The 22,349-nt window shown below is 38.7% G+C and carries 21 protein-coding genes and 2 tRNA genes; 8 read left to right on the top strand and 15 right to left on the bottom strand.

Features of this window, described 5'->3' with window-relative positions; all coding sequences use genetic code 11:
* The first annotated feature begins 97 nt into the window (after positions 1-97).
* Positions 98-916: a pyridoxal phosphatase gene (locus P3L56_RS05805; RefSeq protein ID WP_042846614.1), complete on the top strand. Its 819-nt coding sequence runs from the start codon at positions 98-100 to the stop codon at positions 914-916.
* A 65-nt stretch (positions 917-981) separates the two neighbouring features.
* Here the strand turns inward: P3L56_RS05805 and P3L56_RS05800 are convergent, their stop codons facing one another.
* Genes P3L56_RS05800 through modA form a run of 4 tightly spaced genes read right to left on the bottom strand, consistent with a single transcriptional unit; the run spans position 982 to position 3,825 of the window.
* Positions 982-1,290 (bottom strand): hypothetical protein, encoded by a 309-nt coding sequence (locus P3L56_RS05800; protein ID WP_129466772.1) that lies wholly within the window; start codon positions 1,288-1,290, stop codon positions 982-984.
* Positions 1,265-2,332, bottom strand: a complete 1,068-nt coding sequence (gene modC / locus P3L56_RS05795; protein ID WP_166685367.1) for a molybdenum ABC transporter ATP-binding protein ModC — start codon at positions 2,330-2,332, stop codon at positions 1,265-1,267. The genes P3L56_RS05800 and modC overlap by 26 nt, the downstream gene beginning before the upstream one ends.
* 1 nt (position 2,333) lies before the next feature.
* Complete coding sequence (gene modB / locus P3L56_RS05790) at positions 2,334-3,023, bottom strand: molybdate ABC transporter permease subunit (RefSeq protein WP_042846620.1); 690 nt, start codon at positions 3,021-3,023, stop codon at positions 2,334-2,336.
* A gap of 25 nt (positions 3,024-3,048) precedes the next feature.
* On the bottom strand, positions 3,049-3,825 hold the full coding sequence (gene modA / locus P3L56_RS05785; RefSeq protein ID WP_042846621.1) for a molybdate ABC transporter substrate-binding protein: 777 nt from the start codon (positions 3,823-3,825) through the stop codon (positions 3,049-3,051).
* A 278-nt stretch (positions 3,826-4,103) separates the two neighbouring features.
* Between modA and P3L56_RS05780 the strand changes: the two genes are divergently transcribed.
* Entirely contained in the window at positions 4,104-5,135 is a 1,032-nt protein-coding gene (locus P3L56_RS05780) for an ElaD/SseL family deubiquitinase (RefSeq protein ID WP_210831616.1), read from the top strand.
* Between the two features lie 90 nt (positions 5,136-5,225).
* Here P3L56_RS05780 and P3L56_RS05775 read toward each other — a convergent pair whose 3' ends face one another.
* Positions 5,226-5,378 carry an AcrZ family multidrug efflux pump-associated protein gene (locus P3L56_RS05775; RefSeq protein ID WP_004256731.1) on the bottom strand — a complete coding sequence of 51 codons (153 nt, stop codon included), beginning with the start codon at positions 5,376-5,378 and terminating at the stop codon, positions 5,226-5,228.
* Positions 5,379-5,593: 215 nt separating this feature from the next.
* Here P3L56_RS05775 and modE point away from each other — a divergent pair, with 215 nt between their 5' ends.
* The 5 genes from modE (at position 5,594) to P3L56_RS05750 (ending at position 10,879) form a co-directional block, all read left to right on the top strand.
* Positions 5,594-6,382 carry a molybdenum-dependent transcriptional regulator gene (modE, locus tag P3L56_RS05770; RefSeq protein WP_129466774.1) on the top strand — a complete coding sequence of 263 codons (789 nt, stop codon included), beginning with the start codon at positions 5,594-5,596 and terminating at the stop codon, positions 6,380-6,382.
* Between the two features lie 139 nt (positions 6,383-6,521).
* Positions 6,522-7,991: a molybdate ABC transporter ATP-binding protein ModF gene (gene modF, locus P3L56_RS05765; RefSeq protein WP_210831617.1), complete on the top strand. Its 1,470-nt coding sequence runs from the start codon at positions 6,522-6,524 to the stop codon at positions 7,989-7,991.
* A 207-nt stretch (positions 7,992-8,198) separates the two neighbouring features.
* Positions 8,199-9,026, top strand: coding sequence for a CPBP family intramembrane glutamic endopeptidase (locus tag P3L56_RS05760; protein ID WP_042846625.1), 828 nt, complete (start codon positions 8,199-8,201; stop codon positions 9,024-9,026).
* A 181-nt stretch (positions 9,027-9,207) separates the two neighbouring features.
* Positions 9,208-9,960, top strand: coding sequence for a 2,3-diphosphoglycerate-dependent phosphoglycerate mutase (gpmA, locus tag P3L56_RS05755; protein WP_042846626.1), 753 nt, complete (start codon positions 9,208-9,210; stop codon positions 9,958-9,960).
* 178 nt (positions 9,961-10,138) lie between these two features.
* Entirely contained in the window at positions 10,139-10,879 is a 741-nt protein-coding gene (locus tag P3L56_RS05750; RefSeq protein WP_042846627.1) for a hypothetical protein, read from the top strand.
* 63 nt (positions 10,880-10,942) lie between these two features.
* On the opposite strand, the gene P3L56_RS05745 is transcribed toward P3L56_RS05750, so the two are convergent.
* The 5 genes from P3L56_RS05745 to P3L56_RS05725 all read right to left on the bottom strand — a co-directional run bounded on the left by P3L56_RS05745 (position 10,943) and on the right by P3L56_RS05725 (position 17,112).
* Entirely contained in the window at positions 10,943-11,965 is a 1,023-nt protein-coding gene (locus P3L56_RS05745) for a hypothetical protein (protein WP_198861178.1), read from the bottom strand.
* A 361-nt stretch (positions 11,966-12,326) separates the two neighbouring features.
* Positions 12,327-13,382: a 3-deoxy-7-phosphoheptulonate synthase AroG gene (gene aroG, locus P3L56_RS05740; protein ID WP_042846629.1), complete on the bottom strand. Its 1,056-nt coding sequence runs from the start codon at positions 13,380-13,382 to the stop codon at positions 12,327-12,329.
* Between the two features lie 366 nt (positions 13,383-13,748).
* The gene (gene pnuC, locus P3L56_RS05735; protein WP_042846630.1) at positions 13,749-14,471 is read right to left on the bottom strand and encodes a nicotinamide riboside transporter PnuC; all 723 of its coding nucleotides are present in this window, start codon (positions 14,469-14,471) and stop codon (positions 13,749-13,751) included.
* Positions 14,472-14,556: 85 nt separating this feature from the next.
* On the bottom strand, positions 14,557-15,597 hold the full coding sequence (nadA, locus tag P3L56_RS05730) for a quinolinate synthase NadA (protein WP_042846632.1): 1,041 nt from the start codon (positions 15,595-15,597) through the stop codon (positions 14,557-14,559).
* A gap of 675 nt (positions 15,598-16,272) precedes the next feature.
* A complete protein-coding gene (locus tag P3L56_RS05725; RefSeq protein ID WP_166685370.1) occupies positions 16,273-17,112 on the bottom strand; it encodes a hypothetical protein in 840 nt (279 codons plus the stop codon).
* 401 nt (positions 17,113-17,513) lie between these two features.
* Here P3L56_RS05725 and P3L56_RS05720 point away from each other — a divergent pair, with 401 nt between their 5' ends.
* Positions 17,514-18,383, top strand: a complete 870-nt coding sequence (locus P3L56_RS05720) for an aminoglycoside 6-adenylyltransferase (protein ID WP_129466779.1) — start codon at positions 17,514-17,516, stop codon at positions 18,381-18,383.
* Positions 18,384-19,105: 722 nt separating this feature from the next.
* Here P3L56_RS05720 and P3L56_RS05715 read toward each other — a convergent pair.
* From P3L56_RS05715 to tolB, 5 genes are all read right to left on the bottom strand, one after another.
* Positions 19,106-19,181 (bottom strand) — tRNA-Lys (locus P3L56_RS05715).
* A 34-nt stretch (positions 19,182-19,215) separates the two neighbouring features.
* A tRNA-Lys gene (locus tag P3L56_RS05710) sits at positions 19,216-19,291 on the bottom strand.
* Positions 19,292-19,578: 287 nt separating this feature from the next.
* Entirely contained in the window at positions 19,579-20,361 is a 783-nt protein-coding gene (cpoB, locus tag P3L56_RS05705) for a cell division protein CpoB (RefSeq protein WP_042848272.1), read from the bottom strand.
* A 22-nt stretch (positions 20,362-20,383) separates the two neighbouring features.
* Positions 20,384-20,881: a peptidoglycan-associated lipoprotein Pal gene (gene pal, locus P3L56_RS05700; protein WP_004909091.1), complete on the bottom strand. Its 498-nt coding sequence runs from the start codon at positions 20,879-20,881 to the stop codon at positions 20,384-20,386.
* A gap of 45 nt (positions 20,882-20,926) precedes the next feature.
* On the bottom strand, positions 20,927-22,219 hold the full coding sequence (gene tolB, locus P3L56_RS05695; RefSeq protein WP_042848275.1) for a Tol-Pal system beta propeller repeat protein TolB: 1,293 nt from the start codon (positions 22,217-22,219) through the stop codon (positions 20,927-20,929).
* Positions 22,220-22,349 lie beyond the last annotated feature (130 nt).

The raw sequence follows: 22,349 nt of genomic DNA, 5'->3' as shown, positions 1-22,349 counted from the left end.
TTCGAATGGATAATTTATAGCTGTAATTAATTCATCTTCCCTCCTATCTTTATACTTGATTAAGATAGGCAACCTGTAAAATCACGTGGAGCCGTTTATGTCATACCGCGTTATTGCGCTCGATCTTGATGGAACATTGCTAGATCACCAAAAAAAAATCCTACCTGAATCTTTAGCTGTCTTACAGGAAGCTCGACGCCAAGGCGTTAAAGTTATCATAGTAACAGGTCGCCACCATGTTGCGATCCACCCGTTTTACCAAGCCTTAGACCTTGATACCCCCGCGATTTGTTGTAACGGTACATACCTATATGATTATTTGGGTAAAAAAGTGTTAAAGTCTGATCCGATGCCGCTCGACTCTGTCACTCAAATGATCGATAAATTACGTGGAACCGATATTCAACATCTAATGTATGTCGATAATGCCATGCTCTACAACGCACAAACTGAAGGGATTAAACGTACCTTAAATTGGGCGGAGTCATTACCTGTAGCACAACGACCAACTATTGAGTTTGTGGAAGACTTTGCTGATGTTATGCATGACTATGAATCTATATGGAAATTCGCCGTTAGCTACCCAGATACAGAACGATTAAAACAAGTCGTTCATGAAATTGAAACGGACTTTGGCTTAGACTGCGAATGGTCATGGGTTGACCAAGTGGACATTGGTCTCAAAGGTAATAGTAAAGGCCAACGTTTAAAAGAATGGGTTGAATCTCAAGGTATGACAATGCAAGATGTTGTTGCTTTTGGCGATAACTTCAATGACTTAAGCATGCTTACTACCGCAGGTTTAGGTGTAGCAATGGGCAATGCCGTGGATGAAATCAAACAACAAGCAAAACTGGTGACACGTGTAAACACTGAACCGGGTATTGCCGAAGTCATTCGTAAGTACGTTTTATAAGCCATTAGCCGAATAAAAGGAGGCACACCGGCTCTTTTTATTCGGCTAGCTAATAATACGTTAGGCTATTGAGCAAGTAACTCTATTAATGTTTGTTCCAAAACAGGTAAAGCCGCACCATAAATCCGTGAGTTACGGCTAATTTGGCTCATTGAAAGTTCAGGTAATGCCTGACCAAAAAAACGGTTTTGCTGTTGAAAACTATCACAAAATGCAGCCCAAATTTGTGGGTTTTTCACAAATGGCCCTGAAACAATCAGCCGTGAAGGAAAAAATACCCGACAAATATTGGATGCTGCATGTGCCATATGTGAAATAGCTTGCTGCATTGTCGAATTATTTGCCTCACTATAGCTGACGAGAAAGCGAGACACTTTTCACCTGTGCAAACACCTTTCTTCCTTTACGAATAGAAAGCTCATCCCTCGCCCAGCGGGTGATGCGAGCCCATAGATAATGTTCTTCACCTAAATCTAGCTTCACATCAACTTGCTCACCATCTTCAATCCATTCAATAACTTCTGCCGCTAAAATATTACGAATACTACTCACTTGCGGCTTTTCTAAAACCAAAGAAACATCCGAAGCATCGATACGTATACGTACTTCAGCCCCTTGCTGCGTTTCAACTCGCGGAACCCATAACTTTTGACCACCGACAATTACCGCTGTCATATCGTAATCAGGGTGTTGACTATGTACCTTTGCACTCACCACACTGCTCAATGTTTCTTGCTGTAACCAAGGACGTAATGCACTGCTCGCCCAGACGTCTTCTAATGGGCCAAATGCTTTAACTTTCCCTTGAGCCATTACAATGACTTTATCCGCTAGGCGTAATATTTCATCAAGACTATGACTGACATATAAAATAGGGATTTTAACATCTTGAGAAAGCTTTTCTAAATAAGGTAATAACTCACGTTTGCGGGGTAGATCCAAAGAAGCAAGGGGTTCATCCATCAGCAGAATTTCTGGCGCAGTTAATAAAGCACGACCAATCGCAACGCGTTGTTTTTCACCACCAGATAATGTTATTGGATAACGGTTGAGTAACTTTTCGATACCCAGCAACTCAACGATATCATCAAAGCGTGTTTTCATTTTTGGCGCCATGCCATAACGTAAATTACTTTTGACACGGTAATGTGGAAATAACCGCGCATCCTGAAAAACATAACCTATGTGACGCTGCTCTGGCGGTAAACAAATCCGTTTTTCGACATCAACCAATGTACGACCATTTAACACTATCCGCCCTTTATTTGGCTTAGTTAAACCGCCTATCACATTGATTAAAGAGGTTTTACCTGCACCAGAAAGCCCGAAAACCGCAGTAATGCTTTCTGTTGGTAATTGTGTATTCACTTCCAGCTGTAAGTCCCCTAACTTTTGGGAAAAGTCGAGTTCTAACATATCAGGCTACCCCCAAACGCTTTTTACCCCAACGGGTCAGCCATTCTGAAATTAATAATGAAATTAATGCAAGAACGATCGCAATAATACATAAGCGTGCAGCATCAACTTCTGCACCCGGCGTCTCAATTAAGGTATACATCGCTAATGGAATGGTTTGAGTTTCTCCAGGTATATTTGATACAAATGTAATCGTGGCACCGAACTCCCCTAAAGAACGGGCGAAAGCAAGCACTGTGCCTACAATAATACCCGGTAAAGAAAGCGGAATGGTGATGGTGAGAAAAACGCGCAATGGCGTGGCACCTAATGTTCTAGCCGCTTGCTCTAGCTTTCTATCTACCGCTTCTAATGCTAAACGAATTGCTCGTACCATCAACGGAAAAGCGACCACGGCCGAAGCAAGCGCAGCCCCTCGCCAACTAAAGGTGAAGCTAAAACCAAACCAGTTATATAACCATTCACCAATAAAACCGCGTTTTCCCATACTGATCAATAATAAATAACCCACTACCACTGGTGGCAATACCAGTGGTAGGTGGATAATACTATCGAGCAATGTTTTGCCAGGAAAATTACAGCGAACTAATACCCATGCAACTAATATCCCAAGCGGTAAGCTGAATAATACCGCTACGCTTGATACTTTTAGGCTTAAGTAAATTGCTTCCCATTCATAAGGACTTAACATCTGCAACAATATAATCTCTTAATGTTTATTTGGTACGTGGCTCGAAACCATAACGTTTAAAAACCTCAGAAGCTGCTGGAGTTTTCAGATACTCATAATAATCACGAGTCGCTTTATTATCTTGGTCTTTAACTATTGCCATTGGGTATTCAACAGGTTTATGCGTATCTGCAGGGAATACACCAACCACTTTTACTTTTTGGCTAGCGACCGCATCAGAACCATACACAATGCCTAAAGGTGCTTCTTGGCGTTCAACTAGTGCCATACCACTGCGGACATTGTTAGTACGCGCTAACAGTGGATCAACCGTTTCCCATGCACCTAAATTACCCAATGCTTCTTTAGCATAAATACCAACAGGTACATGGTCAGGATCACCAACGGCTAAACGACCGCCATCTAATAATTTTTTCCAATCTGTTTGCTTATTGATTTCCACTTTATCCAATTTAGAATCTTTTGGTGCAATCAACACTAATTCATTACCTAATAATGTATAACGAGTATCATCCACCATCAATTTTTTATCAATTGCATAATCCATCCACTGCTGGTCAGCAGAAATAAATAGATTAGCAGGTGCTCCTTGCTCAATTTGACGCGCCAATGTTGAAGAAGAGGCATAAGATGCCACAACGTCTACTTTCGCCTCTTTCTTATATTGCTCAGAGATTTCATTCAGCGCGTTAGTTAATGAGGCAGCTGCGAAAACCGTTATTTTATCCGCAGCAAAACTATGGCTAGCCATAGTGAGTGTCAGTGTTGCACCCGCGAGAAGTGATACCAAACCTTTTTTCATTTTTATTCACCATAGTATTAATCAATACGCTATATATATCAGGATACAGCGATAACTTAAAGTCAAACTCGTGATAAAAGTGTGCTGGCTCAAGAAATGATGTAATTTTTCTGCATGTTATCCTAAATGGTAAAGAGACACGCCATGTTTTTAGTTTACGAAGAATCGTTTTTGTATAGTTTATAACTTATTTCCCTTGTAACTTTATCGGCACAAATCGTGTGTCTTTGAATATTTCATTCAACTTTTTACAAGTATATAAAAGCAGAGGAGATAATATGGCAATTCAACCTACAGTACATTCTCCAACTAATGCTCATTACTCAGGCAGCTTAACCACTCAACAATTTTATGGGCTATTTGACAAAGATATTCCCCAAGAAACCTTAGATTCTTTAGCTAAATCGTCTGGAGAAGGGAACTTAAATAGTATTGATTTATTACATAACCTAGCTTTACGACAAGACAGTGTAGGAAAACAAGCACAAAATATCTTGTTTGATTTATTTAGCGGAAAATTGCCAGCGAAGAAAGGTGTAGATAAAGAAATACAAGAAACGAGCAAAGTTTTATATCAATCAGCACATCACCAAGCCGTATTGTCTAAACCATCGAAATTACTGTATATCATTGGCTCCGCATTAAACAATATTGCAGATAAATTAAGCCTAACGCGTTTATTTATGGAACCCGATAATATAAAACCGGCAGCGCCGAAACCACTCGCTGAGAGTAATTTATGGTGTGATAACCGAATGCAGCAAAGTGATGAACTTTATTCAAACTTAATCAGTGATGATTATTTAGCTTTATTTTCAGTTAACTACCCTTTAGATATCAGCGAGGACAACGCGGCTTTGCTAAAAATAACTATTGAGGAAATAAAAAGACAAAGCAACTTTCTAAATAAGCCCGAAATATTTCCAATAAATACAGGGGCTCATTGGGTGCTATTTATGCTCTATCACGACGTCACTGACAATAAAGTTAAAAGCTTTGTTTTTAATTCATACCATCAATTACCATCGGAAATTAAGCAAACTATAACAGAATGCGCTAAAGAAGCTGGAATACAGAGCGACATTGAATATATTGAAGGGAATATCCAAGAAAATGTGCCAAATGGCTGTGGCCTTTTTGTCATTGAAGCCGTTAAACAACTCGCTGAAACAACAACAAAAAATTATGTCGAAACACTGAAAAATTTCAAAAATAATTTTTTAGCGTTACCTTTAGCAGAACAACAACAATTTAACCAGTCTAGCCGCAGACAACTCTATGGAAATTACCATGATACATTATATCCATAGAGGGGAACTTGATTAAACGAAAAACTCCCTGATAACTCATTAAGCTATCAGGGAGTTTTATAATCCGTCAGAAAAGAAACTCGCTAAAAGTTACTTGTTCTCTGTATTGTGGTGATGTGGCACATGCGCTTTAGATAACAAGTTAAAAAACGCACCAAGACCATAAATCAGGCCCATGATTAAAAACATCACAACAGGAACCATCATCAGGGCGAAACCTAAACTTTTAATCAGTTCTAACATAAAAAAGCCTCTTCAGTGATACTGTACCCACCAGCCTACAAGATACGCTGACGAGGGAAATTCGACTCTCAATTTTTTGATTATAAATCAAATCAAAATAATAACGCATAATAGCGTTATAATGGAGACTATTTTAGACAAAATATTATACTAACGACATACTAAACGTGCTTTTTACCTCTGTCACCACCAACCAAGCCGGAAGGGAGAAAAATATGCAGGCAGAAATCTTACTCACACTTAAATTGCAAGGCAGTTTATTCGCTGATCCACGCCGTATCGCGCTACTCAAACAAATTAAAGCGACGGGTTCTATCAGCCAAGGGGCCAAACTTGCAGGTATCAGTTATAAAAGTGCTTGGGATGCCATTAATGAGATGAACCAACTCACCGATGATATTTTAGTCGACAGAGCAACCGGTGGCAAAGGAGGCGGCGGTACGACATTAACCCATTATGGTGAAAGACTGCTCCAGTTATATGACTTATTAGCTCAGATCCAACAAAAAGCGTTTGATGTCTTAAAAGAAGATAACCTACCTTTAGACAGCCTGCTGGCAGCGATTTCTCGCTTTTCACTACAAACCAGCGCCCGTAATCAATTTTTTGGCACCCTTATCACTCGCGACCACATGCAAGTTCAACAGCATGTACAAATTCGTTTAGCGGACAATAGTACCGTGATTAATGCAGCATTAACCGAACAAAGTGCTAACCGTTTGGGGTTAGTTGAAGGTAAAGAAGTACTTGCTCTCATTAAAGCGCCTTGGGTAAAACTAAGCAAACAACCACAAGCAACCGAGTTCGATAACTGTTTAGCAGGTAAAATTACCATGTTAGAACGTGGTAAAGATAATAGTGAAGTTATTGTAACCCTGACTGGCGGGGAAACACTCTGCTCAACCCTGCCAAATAGCGAGGTTGATACACTGTCACTCAATGTTAATGATGCTATCACTGCCTTATTTAATGCAGACCAAGTTATTGTTGCCACCCTGTGCTAACCACCGCTGCTTACTTACCAAATAAGTAAGTAAGCATTTACCTTTTTTTCATCCTCCCACCTACAGTTGTTGACTTTATCTTCAATCCTGATTATTTGTGATAGATGACAAGGTAAATAAATGATGATAAGGAAGCTTAATGAGCTCAATAACTATACAACATGGCAGCTTTAAGCTCAGTGAAACACAAACACTTGAAATTCAACAACTCAATATTGAAAAAGGTGAAAACTGGGCTTTTATTGGTTCCAATGGCAGCGGTAAATCCTCTTTAGCTCGCGTGCTATCTAATGAACTAAAACCCCTTTCTGGTATTGTCACCAATACCTTTCTTTCCCCTGTCCGCCTTTCCTTTGAACAGTTACAGAAAATTATTACTGAAGAGTGGCAACGTAATAATACGGATATGCTGAGTGAAGACGAAGAAGACACTGGATATACTGCGGCTGAGATTATTCAATTTAACCATAAAGATAATGAATATTGCCTAGAGCTTGCTGCTCGCTTTGGCATCAGTGACTTGCTCTCCCGTCGCTTTAAATACCTTTCAACAGGGGAAACCCGCAAGGTATTGTTATGTCAAACATTAATGGGTAATCCTGACTTATTAATCCTTGATGAACCCTTTGATGGTCTGGATGTCTATTCCAGAAGCAACCTCAGTGAATTACTCTATAGTTTGTCTGAAAAAGGCTTAACTTTAATCTTAATTTTAAACCGTTTTGACGAACTCCCTGAGTTTGTTGAAAAAATGGGGGTCGTCGCGGACTGCAAACTGTCCCTTTCAGGAGATAAAGAGTCAGTACTCGCTAACACGCTAATTAACCAATTACAGCACAGTGAAAAAATAAAATTACTATCGATTCCCGAAACGGAAGATCCGACTGCTGATGAAAAACTAGATGATACTGTTCCTCGTATCATTTTGAAGAATGGGACTGTTAGCTATAACGACCAACCTATTTTGCATGGCCTAAACTGGCAAGTTAACCCAAATGAACATTGGCAGATTATTGGCGAAAATGGGGCGGGAAAATCCACATTATTAAGCCTAATTACAGGGGATCACCCACAAGGCTATAGTAATGACCTCACCTTATTTGGCCGTCGCAGAGGTACAGGAGAAACAATTTGGGATATCAAACGCCATATAGGCTATGTCAGTAACAGTATCCATGAAGAGTACCGGGTCGCAACCAGTGTACTAAATGTCATTATATCTGGCTTTCATGACTCCATCGGCTTATATCAAGCCCCGTCTGACCGTCAAATTCAATTAGCTAATGAATGGTTAACCTTATTAGGTTTTTCAGCCCAAACTGCACAGCAACCTTTCCATAGCCTGTCTTGGGGGCAGCAACGTTTAGTCTTAATTGCGCGTGCTCTGGTCAAACACCCTGCAATGCTAATTTTAGACGAACCATTACAGGGGCTCGATGGGTTGAACCGCTTGTTAGTCCTTAGGTTTATTGATGTCATGCTAAGCCAAGGCAACACACAATTACTGTTTGTCACTCACCACCAAGAAGATGCTCCAGCCTGTATTACTCACCGGTTAACCTTCGTCCCTGATAGCGGAAAATACCGCTACGAAATTGATGAACTTTAAAATTTGATCACTTCGCCAATAAGCTCTATTTCGGATTTATTGGCGAAGTTAATCTAGTGATTAACCAACCAACTACCAAAATAATAATATAATGAATTGATTATTAATAATATTTTTTATTTTTAATTCTTTACGATTAGCAAACTCATTAAAAATGATTAAACTCTGCCGCCCATAATAGTTTAAAGATTAATATAGGTATTATTTATGGCTTGGTTAATATTAGCCTCTTCACTTGCAACACTTGCTACGCATCGATTGATTTCATTCATACTGTTGTTGCTTGGGGTTGTTACCGCAGTATTGTCTGGAATTATGAGTTGGCCGGCCCTTTTACTTTGTATTGTTGTCGCAGCCGTTTCTTTTATTCGCATACACTACCAACACCATTTAGCGCTGAAAATAAGCAGTGAGATTGTGTTAATTGCCTGTGCTATAGGGCTATTTATTCACTTATTTCCTGGGTTTAATAACCTGAAATATCTCGATAAAGTCACCGTAGGCACACATAGCGCCCCTTTTACTATGTATTTTAATTTTGATAAGGCATTAGTCCCTTTTATTTTACTCGCCTGCTTACCAACGTTATTTGTCTGCCGTCCAGCCAAGCATGCAACTAAAGTTCAATGGGTACTGCTGGTTATTTCTGTGCCTCTTTTATTGCTGGTCGCGACTACTGCTGGCGGATTAGCCTTTGAATGGCATTTTCCTAGTTGGTTACCTGTTTTTGTGCTCTGTAATCTACTTTTTGTTTCACTAGCTGAAGAAGCGCTATTTCGTGGTTATTTACAACAAAGACTCACCCAATGGTTCGGTTCCCCTTACCTTGCTTTAATACTTACAGCTCTCTTATTTGGTGGGGTGCATTTTGCCGGCGGCCCACTCTTAATTCTCTTTGCGGCCATTGCAGGCTTAATTTATGGCTTAGCATGGATGTGGAGTGGAAAATTATGGCTTGCTGTATCGATTCACTTCGGGTTAAATTTAGTTCATCTGTTATTTTTTACCTACCCTGTAAAAATGGTAACTGGATAATAAAAAGGCAACTTTCCCCTTACAAACCAAATTATGGCTTGAATATTTCCATTGTTTATCCGTTTTTTGATTTGGTTTCGATAAAACGTAAGTTGCTACTAGCGTTCGAGTTGACTATCCCTATAATGTAGGTCAGCAATAATTCATTTTTAATTTGAGTGTACTGATAGGAGTTTTAGCTATGGCTGTAACTAAACTGGTTTTAGTAAGACACGGTGAAAGTGAGTGGAACAAAGAGAACCGCTTCACAGGTTGGACTGATGTAGAACTGTCTGATAAAGGTCGTGAAGAAGCAAAAATTGCAGGCCAACTGCTAAAAGATGAAGGCTTTGTTTTTGATTTCGCTTATACCTCAGTTCTAAAACGCGCTATCCATACTTTATGGAACATCCTTGATCAAGTTGAACAGCAATGGCTGCCAGTTGAAAAAAGCTGGAAATTAAACGAGCGTCATTATGGTGCTCTACAAGGCTTAGACAAATCAGAAACTGCGGCCAAATATGGTGATGAGCAAGTTAAACTGTGGCGTCGTGGTTTTGCCATCACTCCACCAGATTTAACTAAAGACGATGAACGTTATCCTGGCCATGACCCACGTTACGCAAAACTTTCTGAAAAAGAATTACCGGTTACTGAAAGCTTAGCAACCACTATCGAGCGTGTTGTTCCTTATTGGGAAGAAGTGATCAAACCTCGCGTTGCTAGCGGTGAAAAAGTGATCATCGCAGCTCACGGTAACTCTCTGCGTGCCTTAGTTAAATATTTGGATAACATGGGTGAAGATGAAATTCTGAACTTGAATATCCCAACTGCGGTACCAATGGTTTATGAGTTCGATGAGAACATGAAACCTATCAAACGTTACTACTTAGGTAACCAAGACGAAATCGCGGCTAAACAAGCAGCTGTTGCGAACCAAGGTAAAGCGAAGTAATTACTTACTTTATCTATAGTACGAAAGGGTTAAGCCGTTTGCTTATCCCTTTTTCTTTTCAAAATACCTTTCATTTCCCCCTCTATCAAAAATAAAAAATACAAACAGTTAGTGTTAGAAATAGGAATAACGGATTATCATAGGGAAATACACATAAAAAGGTGCATAGAGCAAAGAAATGAACAAATTTAATATTTACGTGTGGGTAGGGCTGGTTCTTAGCGCGAGTATTTTGGGCTCACTCCTCTATATGATCAATGCAGGTGAGCTCGCCATTGATGGTTCAAATGGTGCAGCAAACCATGAATTAATGAAAACCTTGATGACGATTGCTTGCATCAGCTTTCCTATTCAAATTGTCAGCATGATGGTCATGAAATATAAACCAAGGCTCGCCATTGGCCTTGCTATCATCAGTAGCGTTGCACTCATGCCTATCACAATAGTGTTTGTCATGGGGATGATTTTTTCTGCGATCCGCTGGCGTTATCGCCAATTAGAGCCATTCGATACCACCATCAATATCGACTTTGCAACAAAAATCGAGTTTAATAAACGTAATAATCGTATTGTTGTCATTGCTCTAGGTATTATCAGTGTTGCCTTTATCTTACTTAGCCAAAGTTTAGGTATGTTTCTATTCGTCTTAACCATTTTCCTTGGTTATTTTGGCAAGAAAGCAGCTGATAGCGTTTATTTAGCCATTAAAGATGCACACTTGTATATTCGCCCAAATATTTTCGCTCATTGTTACCGTATTCCACTAAAAGACGTTACTTATACCAAGGGTGAAAAAGGGAAAGTGCATTTTAATGTGCAAACATCAAATGAGGTATTGCAGCTAACCGCTACTCCAGCAAATGCAACCCCTGAAGAGCAAAAGAAACTAGAAGAACTATTAGCCAAAATACCAAAGTAAAAGAGACTGCAATTTATTCGTCCCCTTTACCTACTTTAATATGTAGGTAAAGGGGATAATGACTTAAAATACTTTTATAGGGCTCAAGGGCGTCAGCGTTGATAATCTAGGAACTAAATTATTTATATTCATCGCCTCCATCAAGATAGTATTAGTAGCATTAAACACAGCCACAGCGCAAACTAAGCTCATTGAATCACTAGAAAAATCTTTTTCTACAAAAAACATATATTGAGCTTCAATAGAATATCTTTTTAAAGCATCCTCAGTATGAACAACTCTATATTGTAAATCTTCACGAGCCTGTTTCATGGCATTAATTTTACTTTCACTCTCTGTATTTCTTTTTTTACCCTGTGAAACCGCGTTCTCTTTCGAGATTAATTTATTATATTTCTGAATCATTTTTCTGGTGCCATCTAGGTCACTGATAAAATCAACACCATCATATATTTCATTTTCTTCAAACGATTGAATATTATTCAAAAACTCATTTAAGTTATCAACTAGCTCTTTATATGTGTTAGTTAATAAATTAACTTCACTATATTCTAACCCTTTTATATTTTCATTAGGTAGAGTTGAGTTAAACTCACCAACCAAATTTTTATCTAGTTCATCAACTACACAAATTGGCTCTTTTTTAATTATCTCATCGACCTCCATTAACTGTTTATACATATCAACTCTATTATCCTTTTCTACAATATATTCCTTCATTGCATAAATCATACTCTGATAATACCCATGAGCCGATTTAAGTTTCTCTATATGTTTATAAACAACTTTTAACGTATTTAGTTTTGATTCCAATTCTTTAGCATTACCCTGAGAATTTTTATTTTTAATCTCATATTTTTTTATCATTAACCCTATTTTATATTTTCTTTCTTTAATGGACTCATAGAGTGAATCTGATTTTTTTAGTGATTTTAACAATTGATAATTTAAGTTAATTTCATAATTTACTTTCTCCATAAAATTCTTAGAATTAGAATAACCAAGATCAACCGTGATACCATCTGATTTTTTATACTTAGTCGTTTGATATTTTAATTCTTCTCTAATTTCTTTCTTAATAATCATTTCATACTCCATTATGTTAGTTTTACAGGTGATATCCTTGCATCCATAAAATAACAAGCTATTACTTTACTATAAAAAAAACAAATTTTTATTTTATATAAATAAAAGAATTCAACAGAAAAATCACTTAAAATTAAAAAAAGGAAAAAAACATTAAACAATGAATTAATATAAAATTATATTAATAAAAACATCTATATTGTAATGGTAAGGTGTTTTTTGGTACAACCCTTTGATTCTATCTGCAAAACCGATAGTTTTTATTTAAGGTGCTAACCCAACTTAAATGGATTGATATCATAAAAAAAGCGAGTTTAATAAATAAACTCGCTTTAACTTTATTGAGTGAACGTGGTCTTGATTACTTGTTACGACGGGTAATCACTGCATCTGCTAATTGGCGTAATACTTTTTCTGTATCATCCCATCCAATACAAGCATCAGTGACACTTTTACCATAAATTAATGGCTCACCGGACTCTAAATTTTGATTACCCTCTACAAGGTTACTTTCAATCATAACACCTGTAATTGAGCGGTCACCATGACTAATTTGTTCACTTACATTGGTAGCCACTTCCATCTGTTTTTCAAATTGTTTACAGCTATTCGCATGGCTAAAATCGATCATAATACTGGGTGCTAAGCCGGCTTTTTCTAAACCTTCACAGACTTCTTTTACATGCTTAGCACTGTAGTTGGGTTCTTTCCCGCCACGCAAAATAATATGGCAATCAGGGTTACCACTCGTATTGACTATCGCAGAGTGCCCCCATTTGGTGACTGATAAGAAACAGTGGGCTGAACGGGCAGAGTTTATTGCATCAATCGCAATTTTAATCGTCCCATCTGTCCCGTTTTTGAAGCCAACAGGACAGGATAAACCTGATGCTAATTCACGGTGAATTTGTGATTCAGTGGTGCGAGCACCAATCGCTCCCCAACTCATTAAATCAGCAACGTACTGAGGGCTAATCACATCCAAAAATTCACCTGCGGTAGGTAAACCTTGGTTATTGATCGTTAATAATAATTCACGAGCTATACGTAAACCTTCGTTAATATCAAAGCTATGGTCCATTTTAGGGTCATTAATTAGCCCTTTCCAACCCACAGTTGTACGCGGCTTTTCAAAATACACTCGCATGACAATCTCAAGTGAATCTTTTAATTCTTCGCGTAGCTTACCTAAACGCTCTGCATACTCTAAAGCCGCTTTAGTATCATGAATAGAACAAGGGCCAATCACCACCACTAAACGATCATCTTTACCCGCTAAAATATTGTGGATTGCAAGTCGTGCTTCATGAACGGTAAACGCAGCTTTATCAGTTGCTGGAAATTTTTCAAGTAAAGCAATTGGTGGTAATAATTCTTTTATTTGTTTAATTCTGACGTCATCGTTCTGATAGTTCATACCCGTATATCCAATGTTTATTATTTTTTACTGTCGTTGATTTGCATGCCAAGTTTCTTCAAGTTACCCGCGCTAGAGCAAAGCATTAAGCAAGCAGATGAAAGCCTTCACTGCGCTTCAAAAGTTAACTGAAAATTGAAAAGATAATTAGCATCGAATTTTTAATCTAACTGTTCAACCGACGTCTGTAAACAGGCAAACGCACGATAAAACCATGGTTTTACCGTAGGCTGATTATAAAATGAGGTTTAATGTTGATATTTAGCACGATAAATAGGTTAAATACCGATTTTACAGAGCAAAAAATAACTAAAACGGCTAAACGACGATAATGTCACTTTAGCCGCTTTAAGCGATTTTTTCTGGTTAAGTTCGTGATATTGGTGAGGAGCCGTTCTCTTTGGCTGATTTTATCCAAAGCCTAGAGCCATTAACCGCGATACCTAATAAAATTAAGTATTCTAAAGACATTGCATAAACACCCTGAATAAAGAAAATCACGATACTAATCACGTTAATAATGACCCACAATAACCAGTTTTCAACATACTTACGCGTCATCAAGATCATTGCTACAACGGAAAGTACTGTCATTGCAGAATCCCAAAATGGAAATGCATCTGGTTCTATGGCTGGCATTGCTAAGTTTGCGCCAAATAAATTCAATAATTCAACGGCCCATATCGCTAACACACCAAATACAGCATCAATATTAAATGTTAAGTAAACGATAGCTAAAATAGAAACCACGAGTGTGACCATGGCTTTTGGGAAGCTCAACCAGCGAATTTTTAACTCCGCTTGTTGTGAGCTGGTCACTCGGGTCCATGCGTACCAACCATAAATATTCGCAACAAAGAAAAATATCTGTAAGAGCAGGTTTGCATATAATTGGATTTGAAAAAATATGACAGCAAACAATGAAACATTAATTAAACCAAATAGATAGTTAATCGTTTTTTCAAAACTAGCCAGTAAGATACAGAGCAGCCCTGCAACCGTCCCCACCGCTTCAATATAAGACAAATCATAAACAGAACCCCAAAGTGGGATTTGCACTAATGTATTGGCTGTACTAAAGAAATCCATCCCAAAACCCTTTATGATTGATAGTTAATGTTGTATTGCTCAGTACTGAATTAGAATATAGCTAACATATCACGCTAACTTATTTTTATTTTAGACTCTCGGCAAACTCTAGCATCTTATTCAAAGGCAGCAATGCTTTTTCGCGTAAACTTGCACTTACCTCAATTTGATGATTTTGAGTATGGCCTTCTAGAGCCTCTGCAATTGCCTGTAACCCGTTCATCGCCATCCATGGACAGTGTGCACAAGTACGACATGTTGCGCCCTCACCAGCAGTTGGAGCAATATATAGCGCTTTATCAGGGCATGCTTGCTGCATTTTATAAAAAATGCCTTTATCCGTCGCTACAATCATTGAAGGGTTAGGTAGTGCTTGTGCCGCTTTGATTAATTGACTTGTTGACCCGACGGCATCAGCAAGGTCAACAATAGCTTGTGGGGACTCAGGATGAACTAACACTGCTGCTTCTGGGTAAAGCGCTTTCATTTTTTCCAATGACTGTGTTTTAAATTCATCATGAACAATACACGCACCTTGCCAGCACAAAATATCAGCCCCTGTTTGTTGCTGTACATAGCGACCTAAATGACGATCTGGAGCCCAAATTATTTTTTCACCTAAGCTATCAAGATGCTCAATCAATTCTACCGCAATACTGGATGTAACCACCCAATCGGCACGCGCTTTGACCGCTGCTGAAGTATTTGCATAAACGACAACAGTTCTGTCCGGATGTGCATCACAAAAACGAATAAACTCTTCTTCTGGGCAGCCAATATCAAGAGAACATTGGGCATCTAGAGTTGGCATTAATACGTGTTTTTCAGGGCTGAGTATTTTAGCGGTTTCCCCCATAAACTTTACCCCAGCCACGACTAAAGTTGAAGCTGGGTGCTTAGCCCCAAAACGTGCCATTTCTAATGAATCAGCAACGCAGCCCCCCGTTTCTTCCGCTAACGCCTGGATTTCTGGGTCTGTATAGTAGTGCGCAACAATAACTGCATTTTTTTCAACCAAAAGAGATTTGATCCGTTGGCGATAAAATGCTTTTTCATCCGAGCTTAATAGTGCCGGTTTTGCTGGAAATGGATATACTGACTGATCAAAATCGATAAACACGCTCATTTCTTGCCTCTGTTTAGCATAAAGCGATTTTAATGCTTCAAATAAGTTAAGACCGCAAAATTAGCCGCTTTTTGTTTTATATACTAAACAAGATACCCCACTTTACGAAAGAAGTCTCCACCCTTTTTCAGTTATCAAGCATCATTTTCCCCTTACGGTTGCTTTTCTTTAAAAGATATAAAAGTGAAAATTATTCTTTAATTAGATAGAAGCCGATAACGCCCTACTTGATTGGTCATTACACTTGTACTTTTGGTAAGAATTGCAGTGAACTATAAAATTCGACTACAGTTTTAGCATATCGCAAAATAATCGTTCTGATTCATCAGTTTTAAACTGCCATTATATTGAAGTAACTAGAACTCATTGCTTCACTTGATGCTCTAATATGATGATACTGACGCATTTTTGGGATATCTAGAATGGTTCAGGGCTGCCATCCCCATTTATCTGTGATTGATTTACCAACGCTGATGTTATGAGCACAGGCAAATCAACCGCAGAAAGTTGTGGTAATGATTAGTTAGGCGGCTTTAAGTTTTAATTTACTTTGCCATAATATTACTTATAAACCCTTAGGTGTATAATACCTCCTCTATTCAGGTGGCTAAATTAGCTATGTGACTTCAATACCACGACAAGTAGAGTAAAAATTTATTTTCACCACCCGCCGAGTTACATTGTAGGTAGAAATGAAATTAGTACTTTAGCACCATTACTAATATTTATATTATCACTTATTTTATTTAACAATGCTTGTTCACTGCTATATAAACTAACAATATTTTCTATCAATTTAATTCCTTCATTATAAAAACCTAAATTCTCCATATCTTTATCTTTGATTGATTTGTCTTGTTTTAATGATTCTTTTTTTAAACTATCATTTGGCGTATCAGTATTACCCAAATTTTCAGTCATTATTTTAGGCTTATATTCAACAAACTCACCAACTTCCCCTCCTGTTTCTTCATAATCTTTTATTTCATTTATTTTTCTAGATATTAATGCTACTGGCTCTCTTATTTTGGCCAAAGAGGTATGGAAATCTAATGTATAATCTTTAGCTTGATTTGTTTTTTTTGGGGAGTTTTGTTTAAACTTAGATGGCAACCTATACAAAGAATAGTTAATAGTAGGATAATTACGAATACTTAATGCCACATTACTATAGATTCCTGTTATCTCTGATGGAATATTTTTTATTTTCACTGGTTCATCAAGATAAGGTTCCAACTTACCTTTTAGTTCCATATATGTGTCCAATCCCCCCTTAACTCTATCAATATATTCATTAACCCTATCAATATATTCATTAGCTACATCATGTTTATCGATTGTTTCTTTTAGATTTGATATTTCTTCAGTTAATGATTTTAGTTCTTTATAATAAGCTGGTATTTTTTCATAGATATATTCAAAATTCTCCTTCAATTCTAAATAACTTTTATTCCTTCCACGAATACCCTCTTTACGATCTTCCTGAGTATTGCTCCCCTGAAAAATAGCATTCATTTCAATTCCTTTTTAAAAAAACATGATACTGATTAAATTATATTAACCTAAAATAAAATACAAATTTTATTTTATTATGTTAAATAAAGAAGAATAATTTTAAATTATATGCATGACTTAAATTCAATTTAAGTCATGCATTATCCTAATGTAAATTTTTCTCGTAAAAATGCGAATAGTCGAGAAAAACCATATCACTTTTTCAAAAGTCCACATTAATACTTGAGATGACTATACAATAAGGTCTCCTCTACTTTGCTCTATAACCTTCGCTTTTCACTTACTAAGCATAGACTTTAATCATTTTCGTGCCTTTTCTACACTTTTTACGTTTGTCCTTTAGCTTTTCACTCATTTTATCGGTATCGTAGCCATTCTTATCAAATTTAATTAGGCCAGTTATGGAATTACCTGTATCTATTATAAATAAAATTATATCCATTTCATTACTCGACCCAAGAATCGAAGCTGTGGTACTCACAGGCTCACGAGGAAGAGAACAAGATGTTGATAATTACTCCGACATTGACATTGAGTTAATCGGTCACGGTGTGACAGAAATATTTAACCAAAAACATTGGGTTGACCATTTTGGCTCCTCTTTAGCAGTTCTACATTTACTCAATCAAGAAGAGGACGCACCAGATTGGCCGACATGTTTAGTTATATACGAGGAAGGTCGCAAAGTTGATTTCACATTTGCTGAGCCTGAACGCTTATATAAAATGAAACGTGAGGGGTTAGATGCGACATTCTCTCGCGGGTTTATTGTTTTGTTAGATAAAACTGGGATCACTGAAGGGCTACCAAAAGATGCCAATTTGCTATCTTTAGCACCAACACCGTTAACAGAGACTGAGTTTTCACAAACTGTCACAGACTTTTGGCACGAAGCCCATCAAGTCGCCATAGCACTAACCCGTGAAGAATTATGGGTGGCATGGTCAAGAAGTGCCGATATGAAGCACTATTTCTTAACGCTACTTGAGCACCTTGTAACCATACAAGGTAAGCATGTTTGGTATAATGGCCGTAAGTACCATGAATGGATGCCACAAAAGTACATACAGGCACTAGAAATCATTTTTAATTGCAGTACCTCAGAAAAAGCTGCCTTGTCATTGCAATGTTTAATGCGTTGTTTTGATGAGGTGAGTATCGACCTTGCCAAGTTACAGGGCTTTTCTCCTGCGCATAATTTAGCAAAAAAAATGCAAATGTTAGTCATTGGCTTTTTACAAGATAATGGCTTGCTACCTGAAGGATTATAATTAATTAGCGTAGAGTACAGCAAAAAAAGGCGATTTAATGACTATCTTTACAAAACAATGAGTTCTTTTATTTTGACTTTCAAAAGATGACTCATTTAACGGTATAACTGTATACAAGAGTTACCCTCAGTTAAATAAACCATCCCTTTTGAGCCCCAACACCAGGGGCTATTTTTTTATCTTGTCACTTTTCAGTTTATCTCAGTCATATTTAAGTCACTAACTAATTCATGCATTTTTTAAAGGTATGCTTAGAACCATTGCGCGCTTGCCGAGGTATGGATTGCCGACTGAGTATTTACGGGGCGGTGAATTGGCTTGAACTGCTGTTGAGATGGTGGGTCGTGCAGGATTTAAATTCTGCGAATTTAGCCTGCGGCCTGAACCTGCAACCAGCTTGCCGAGGTATGGATTGGCGACTGAGTATTTACGGGGTAGTGAATTGGCTTGAACTGCTGTTGAGATGGTGGGTCGTGCAGGATTTAAATTCTGCGAATTTAGCCTGCGGCCTGAACCTGCAACCAGCTTGCCGAGGTATGGATTGCCGACTGAGTATTTACGGGGTAATGAATTGGCTTGAACTGCTGTTGAGATGGTGGGTCGTGCAGGATTTAAATTCTGCGAATTTAGCCTGCGGCCTGAACCTGCAACCAGCTTGCCGAGGTATGGATAGCCGACTGAGTATTTACGGGGTAGTGAATTGGCTTGAACTGCTGTTAAGATGGTGGGTCGTGCAGGATTCGAACCTGCGACCAATTGATTAAAAGTCAACTGCTCTACCGACTGAGCTAACGACCCATCTGAATTGCTTGAATTGTTTGTTTCTTTTAGATGGTGGGTCGTGCAGGATTCGAACCTGCGACCAATTGATTAAAAGTCAACTGCTCTACCGACTGAGCTAACGACCCATCTATATAACTTTTCTAACTAATCACAGCTTCTTACCCTTCGGGTTGAACCTGCAACCATCTTAATAAAACTCAATCATCTACCGACTGAGCTAACGACCCATCTAAAACTATATTTATTTTTGGTATCTCGAGGTTTTCGGCTAACCGTATTCTCGTATCAACGGCGGCTTATATTACTGATTTCTGACGATGGTGCAATGTTTTTTTTACTAAAATAGATTGAATGCGCACTTATCATACTGATAACCCCGAAATATTCGGCAATATTGCTTCGGGGTTAGTAATTAAAGTGTACTCAACTTTTTTTCTGCTAATTTTGAGCCTGCACTGTTTGGATATTGCTTTAACACCTGTTGGTAAACAGCCTTTGCTTTATCCTTTTGCCCTTTGTCTTGCATGATCAGCCCAACTTTATATAAAGCTTCACTGCTTTTCTGAGATTTAGGATATTGCTTAACTACAGTTGCAAAGTAAAAAGCCGCGTCATCTTTGCTGCCTTTATTGTAGTTTAACTGCCCCAACCAATAGTTGGCGTTAGATTGATACCCAGACTTAGGGTAGGTTTTGATAAACCCTTGAAGCGCATTAATAGCCCCATCAATTTGGGCTTTTGATTTGCTTTCCATTGCAAGCTTAACTGCCGCATTATAATCATCTTTCTCATTTCCACCTGTATTAGCTGATGCAGCAGGTGTAGTTGAAGAAGATGCATTTGATGCACTAGTGTCAGGTGTTTCACCTGTATTGGCAGAATTGCCGTCACCCGAGCCATTTAATTGCATATACAAATCTTTTTGACGCTCAATAACTTGATTCAATTTATATTCACTTTCTTGAATCTGACCACGTAACATATCTATGTCGCGTTGGTTATCGGCAAGCTGTTGCTGGATTTGATACATGATTTGGCCTTGAGAATTAACCGCAGTCTCAAGTTGGGTAAGACGGTCTGTTGTTGAACCAGATCCGACATTGTTGATTGGCGCTTGGGCAATAGCGGCCCAAGGGGCCGCTACGCCAACCAATAACGACAGACCTACAATTAGATGTCTGAAGTTACTGTTCATAATAGATAATTTCTCTTATCTATTAGTATGCAATGACTGCACGACGGTTTTTCGCGTAGTCTGCTTCAGTGTGACCTAACACAGCTGGTTTTTCTTTACCGTAAGAAACCAGTGAAACTTGGTCACCAGAAACACCTTTGCTTTGCAGATACATTTTAACTGCATTAGCACGACGCTCGCCCAGCGCGATGTTATATTCTGGAGTACCGCGCTCATCCGCATGACCTTCAACAACAACACGTACAGATGGGTTGCTACGTAGGAATGCTGCATGCGCATCTAACATTTCCGCATACTCTGGAGATACGTTGTATTTATCGAAACCAAAGTAAACAGTGTTGTTTTGTTGCAGCTGTTCCATTTGCTGACGTGCCAGCTCTTCCGCAGACAGACCAGTGTTAGTTTGGTTAGTAGAAGTATCTACGCCATCTTGGTCATTGTTTTTGTTAGAGCTACAAGCTGCGACTGCCATGATTGGTAATGCGATCATCAGCCCTTTAAGCACTTTATTCAGTTGCATCGTTTTGATCCTTAATATTTTTTTGCCACACATTATTATTATGCATCACAGATACGGCGACCAGGCAGGGAATTTTACCTGTCCATCGGTAGCCGGAAGACGCGCTTTGAAACGCCCGTCGGTCGAAACTAGCTGCAATATAGTCCCCAAGCCTTGAGAGGAGCTATAAATTACCATAGTGCCGTTAGGTGCGATACTCGGCGTTTCATCTAGGAACGTTTTCGTTAAAAATTCAACGTTGTTCGTTGCCAGATCTTGTTTGGCGACATGTTGCTGACCGCCGCCGGAGCTGACCATCACTAAGAAAGTACCATCCGGACTAACATCAGCGTCCTGATTTTGTGTTCCTTCCCAAGAAACACGTTCAGGGCTGCCACCATTAATATTCATTTTATAAATCTGCGGACGTCCCGCCTGATCTGAAGTATAGACTAAAGTTTGGCTATCCGGCATCCAGCTTGGTTCAGTATTGTTGCTACGACCATCTGTTACTTGACGAATTTGCCCACTCGCTAAGTCCATAACATATAAATTCAAGCTGCCTGTTTTAGACAGTGCGAATGCCAGTTTTGTCCCATCAGGAGAGAATGCAGGTGCCCCATTGTGACGTGGGAATGATGCAACCTGACGGACTGCTCCTGTAGAAAGAGTTTGAATAACAAGCGCTGAACTACCGCTTTCAAAAGTGACATACGCGAGTTTTTCGCCATCTGGTGACCATGCTGGCGACATTAAAGGTTCTGGTGAACGATGAACTGTAAACTGGTTAAACCCATCGTAGTCAGAAACTCGTAATTCATATGGATACTGACCGCCTTTGTTAACCACAATATAAGCAATACGCGTGCGGAATGCACCACGAATACCGGTTAGTTTTTCAAAGACTTCGTCACTTGCAGTATGAGCTGCATAACGTAACCATTCTTTAGTGACTTTATATTGGTTCTGAGATAAAACAGCACCTGGGTTAGCTGCAACATCAACCAGTTGATAGCTGACAACAAAGCTACCATCTGCGGCTGGCTGCACTTGCCCTACAACCACTGCATTAATACCCAATGCAGTCCATGCTTCTGGAGTTACTTCAGAGGCTGTACCGGGTTGCTGAGGCATACGACTTGGTTCAATAGGGTTAAATTTCCCGCTATTACGTAAATCAGAACCTACGATTTGGCCTACTTCCTGTGGGGGTGCTCCAGCACCTGTCCATTTAAAGGGTACGACACCAATCGGTTGAGCTGAATTAACACCTTCAGTGATCTCAATACGTATTTCAGCCTGAGCCACTGTCGCCCATAGCATTAGGAACCCTAAAACTACTTTAAAAGCCTGCTTCATTCTTGTCTCCCTTACTACGGATTGTTTACCACCGCAATAATTCGCTGAATTTTAACAAAGGTATAATAACAAAACTAGATACCACACAAACTATTTATTCTAATGCGATAGATTTTTCAATACAGATAGC

The sequence above is a fragment of the Providencia sp. PROV024 genome (genome assembly GCF_032709665.1).
Lineage (GTDB): Bacteria > Pseudomonadota > Gammaproteobacteria > Enterobacterales > Enterobacteriaceae > Providencia > Providencia huashanensis.
The sequence above is the reverse complement of the archived record's forward strand: the minus strand, read 5'-3'. Positions and strand labels throughout refer to the sequence as shown.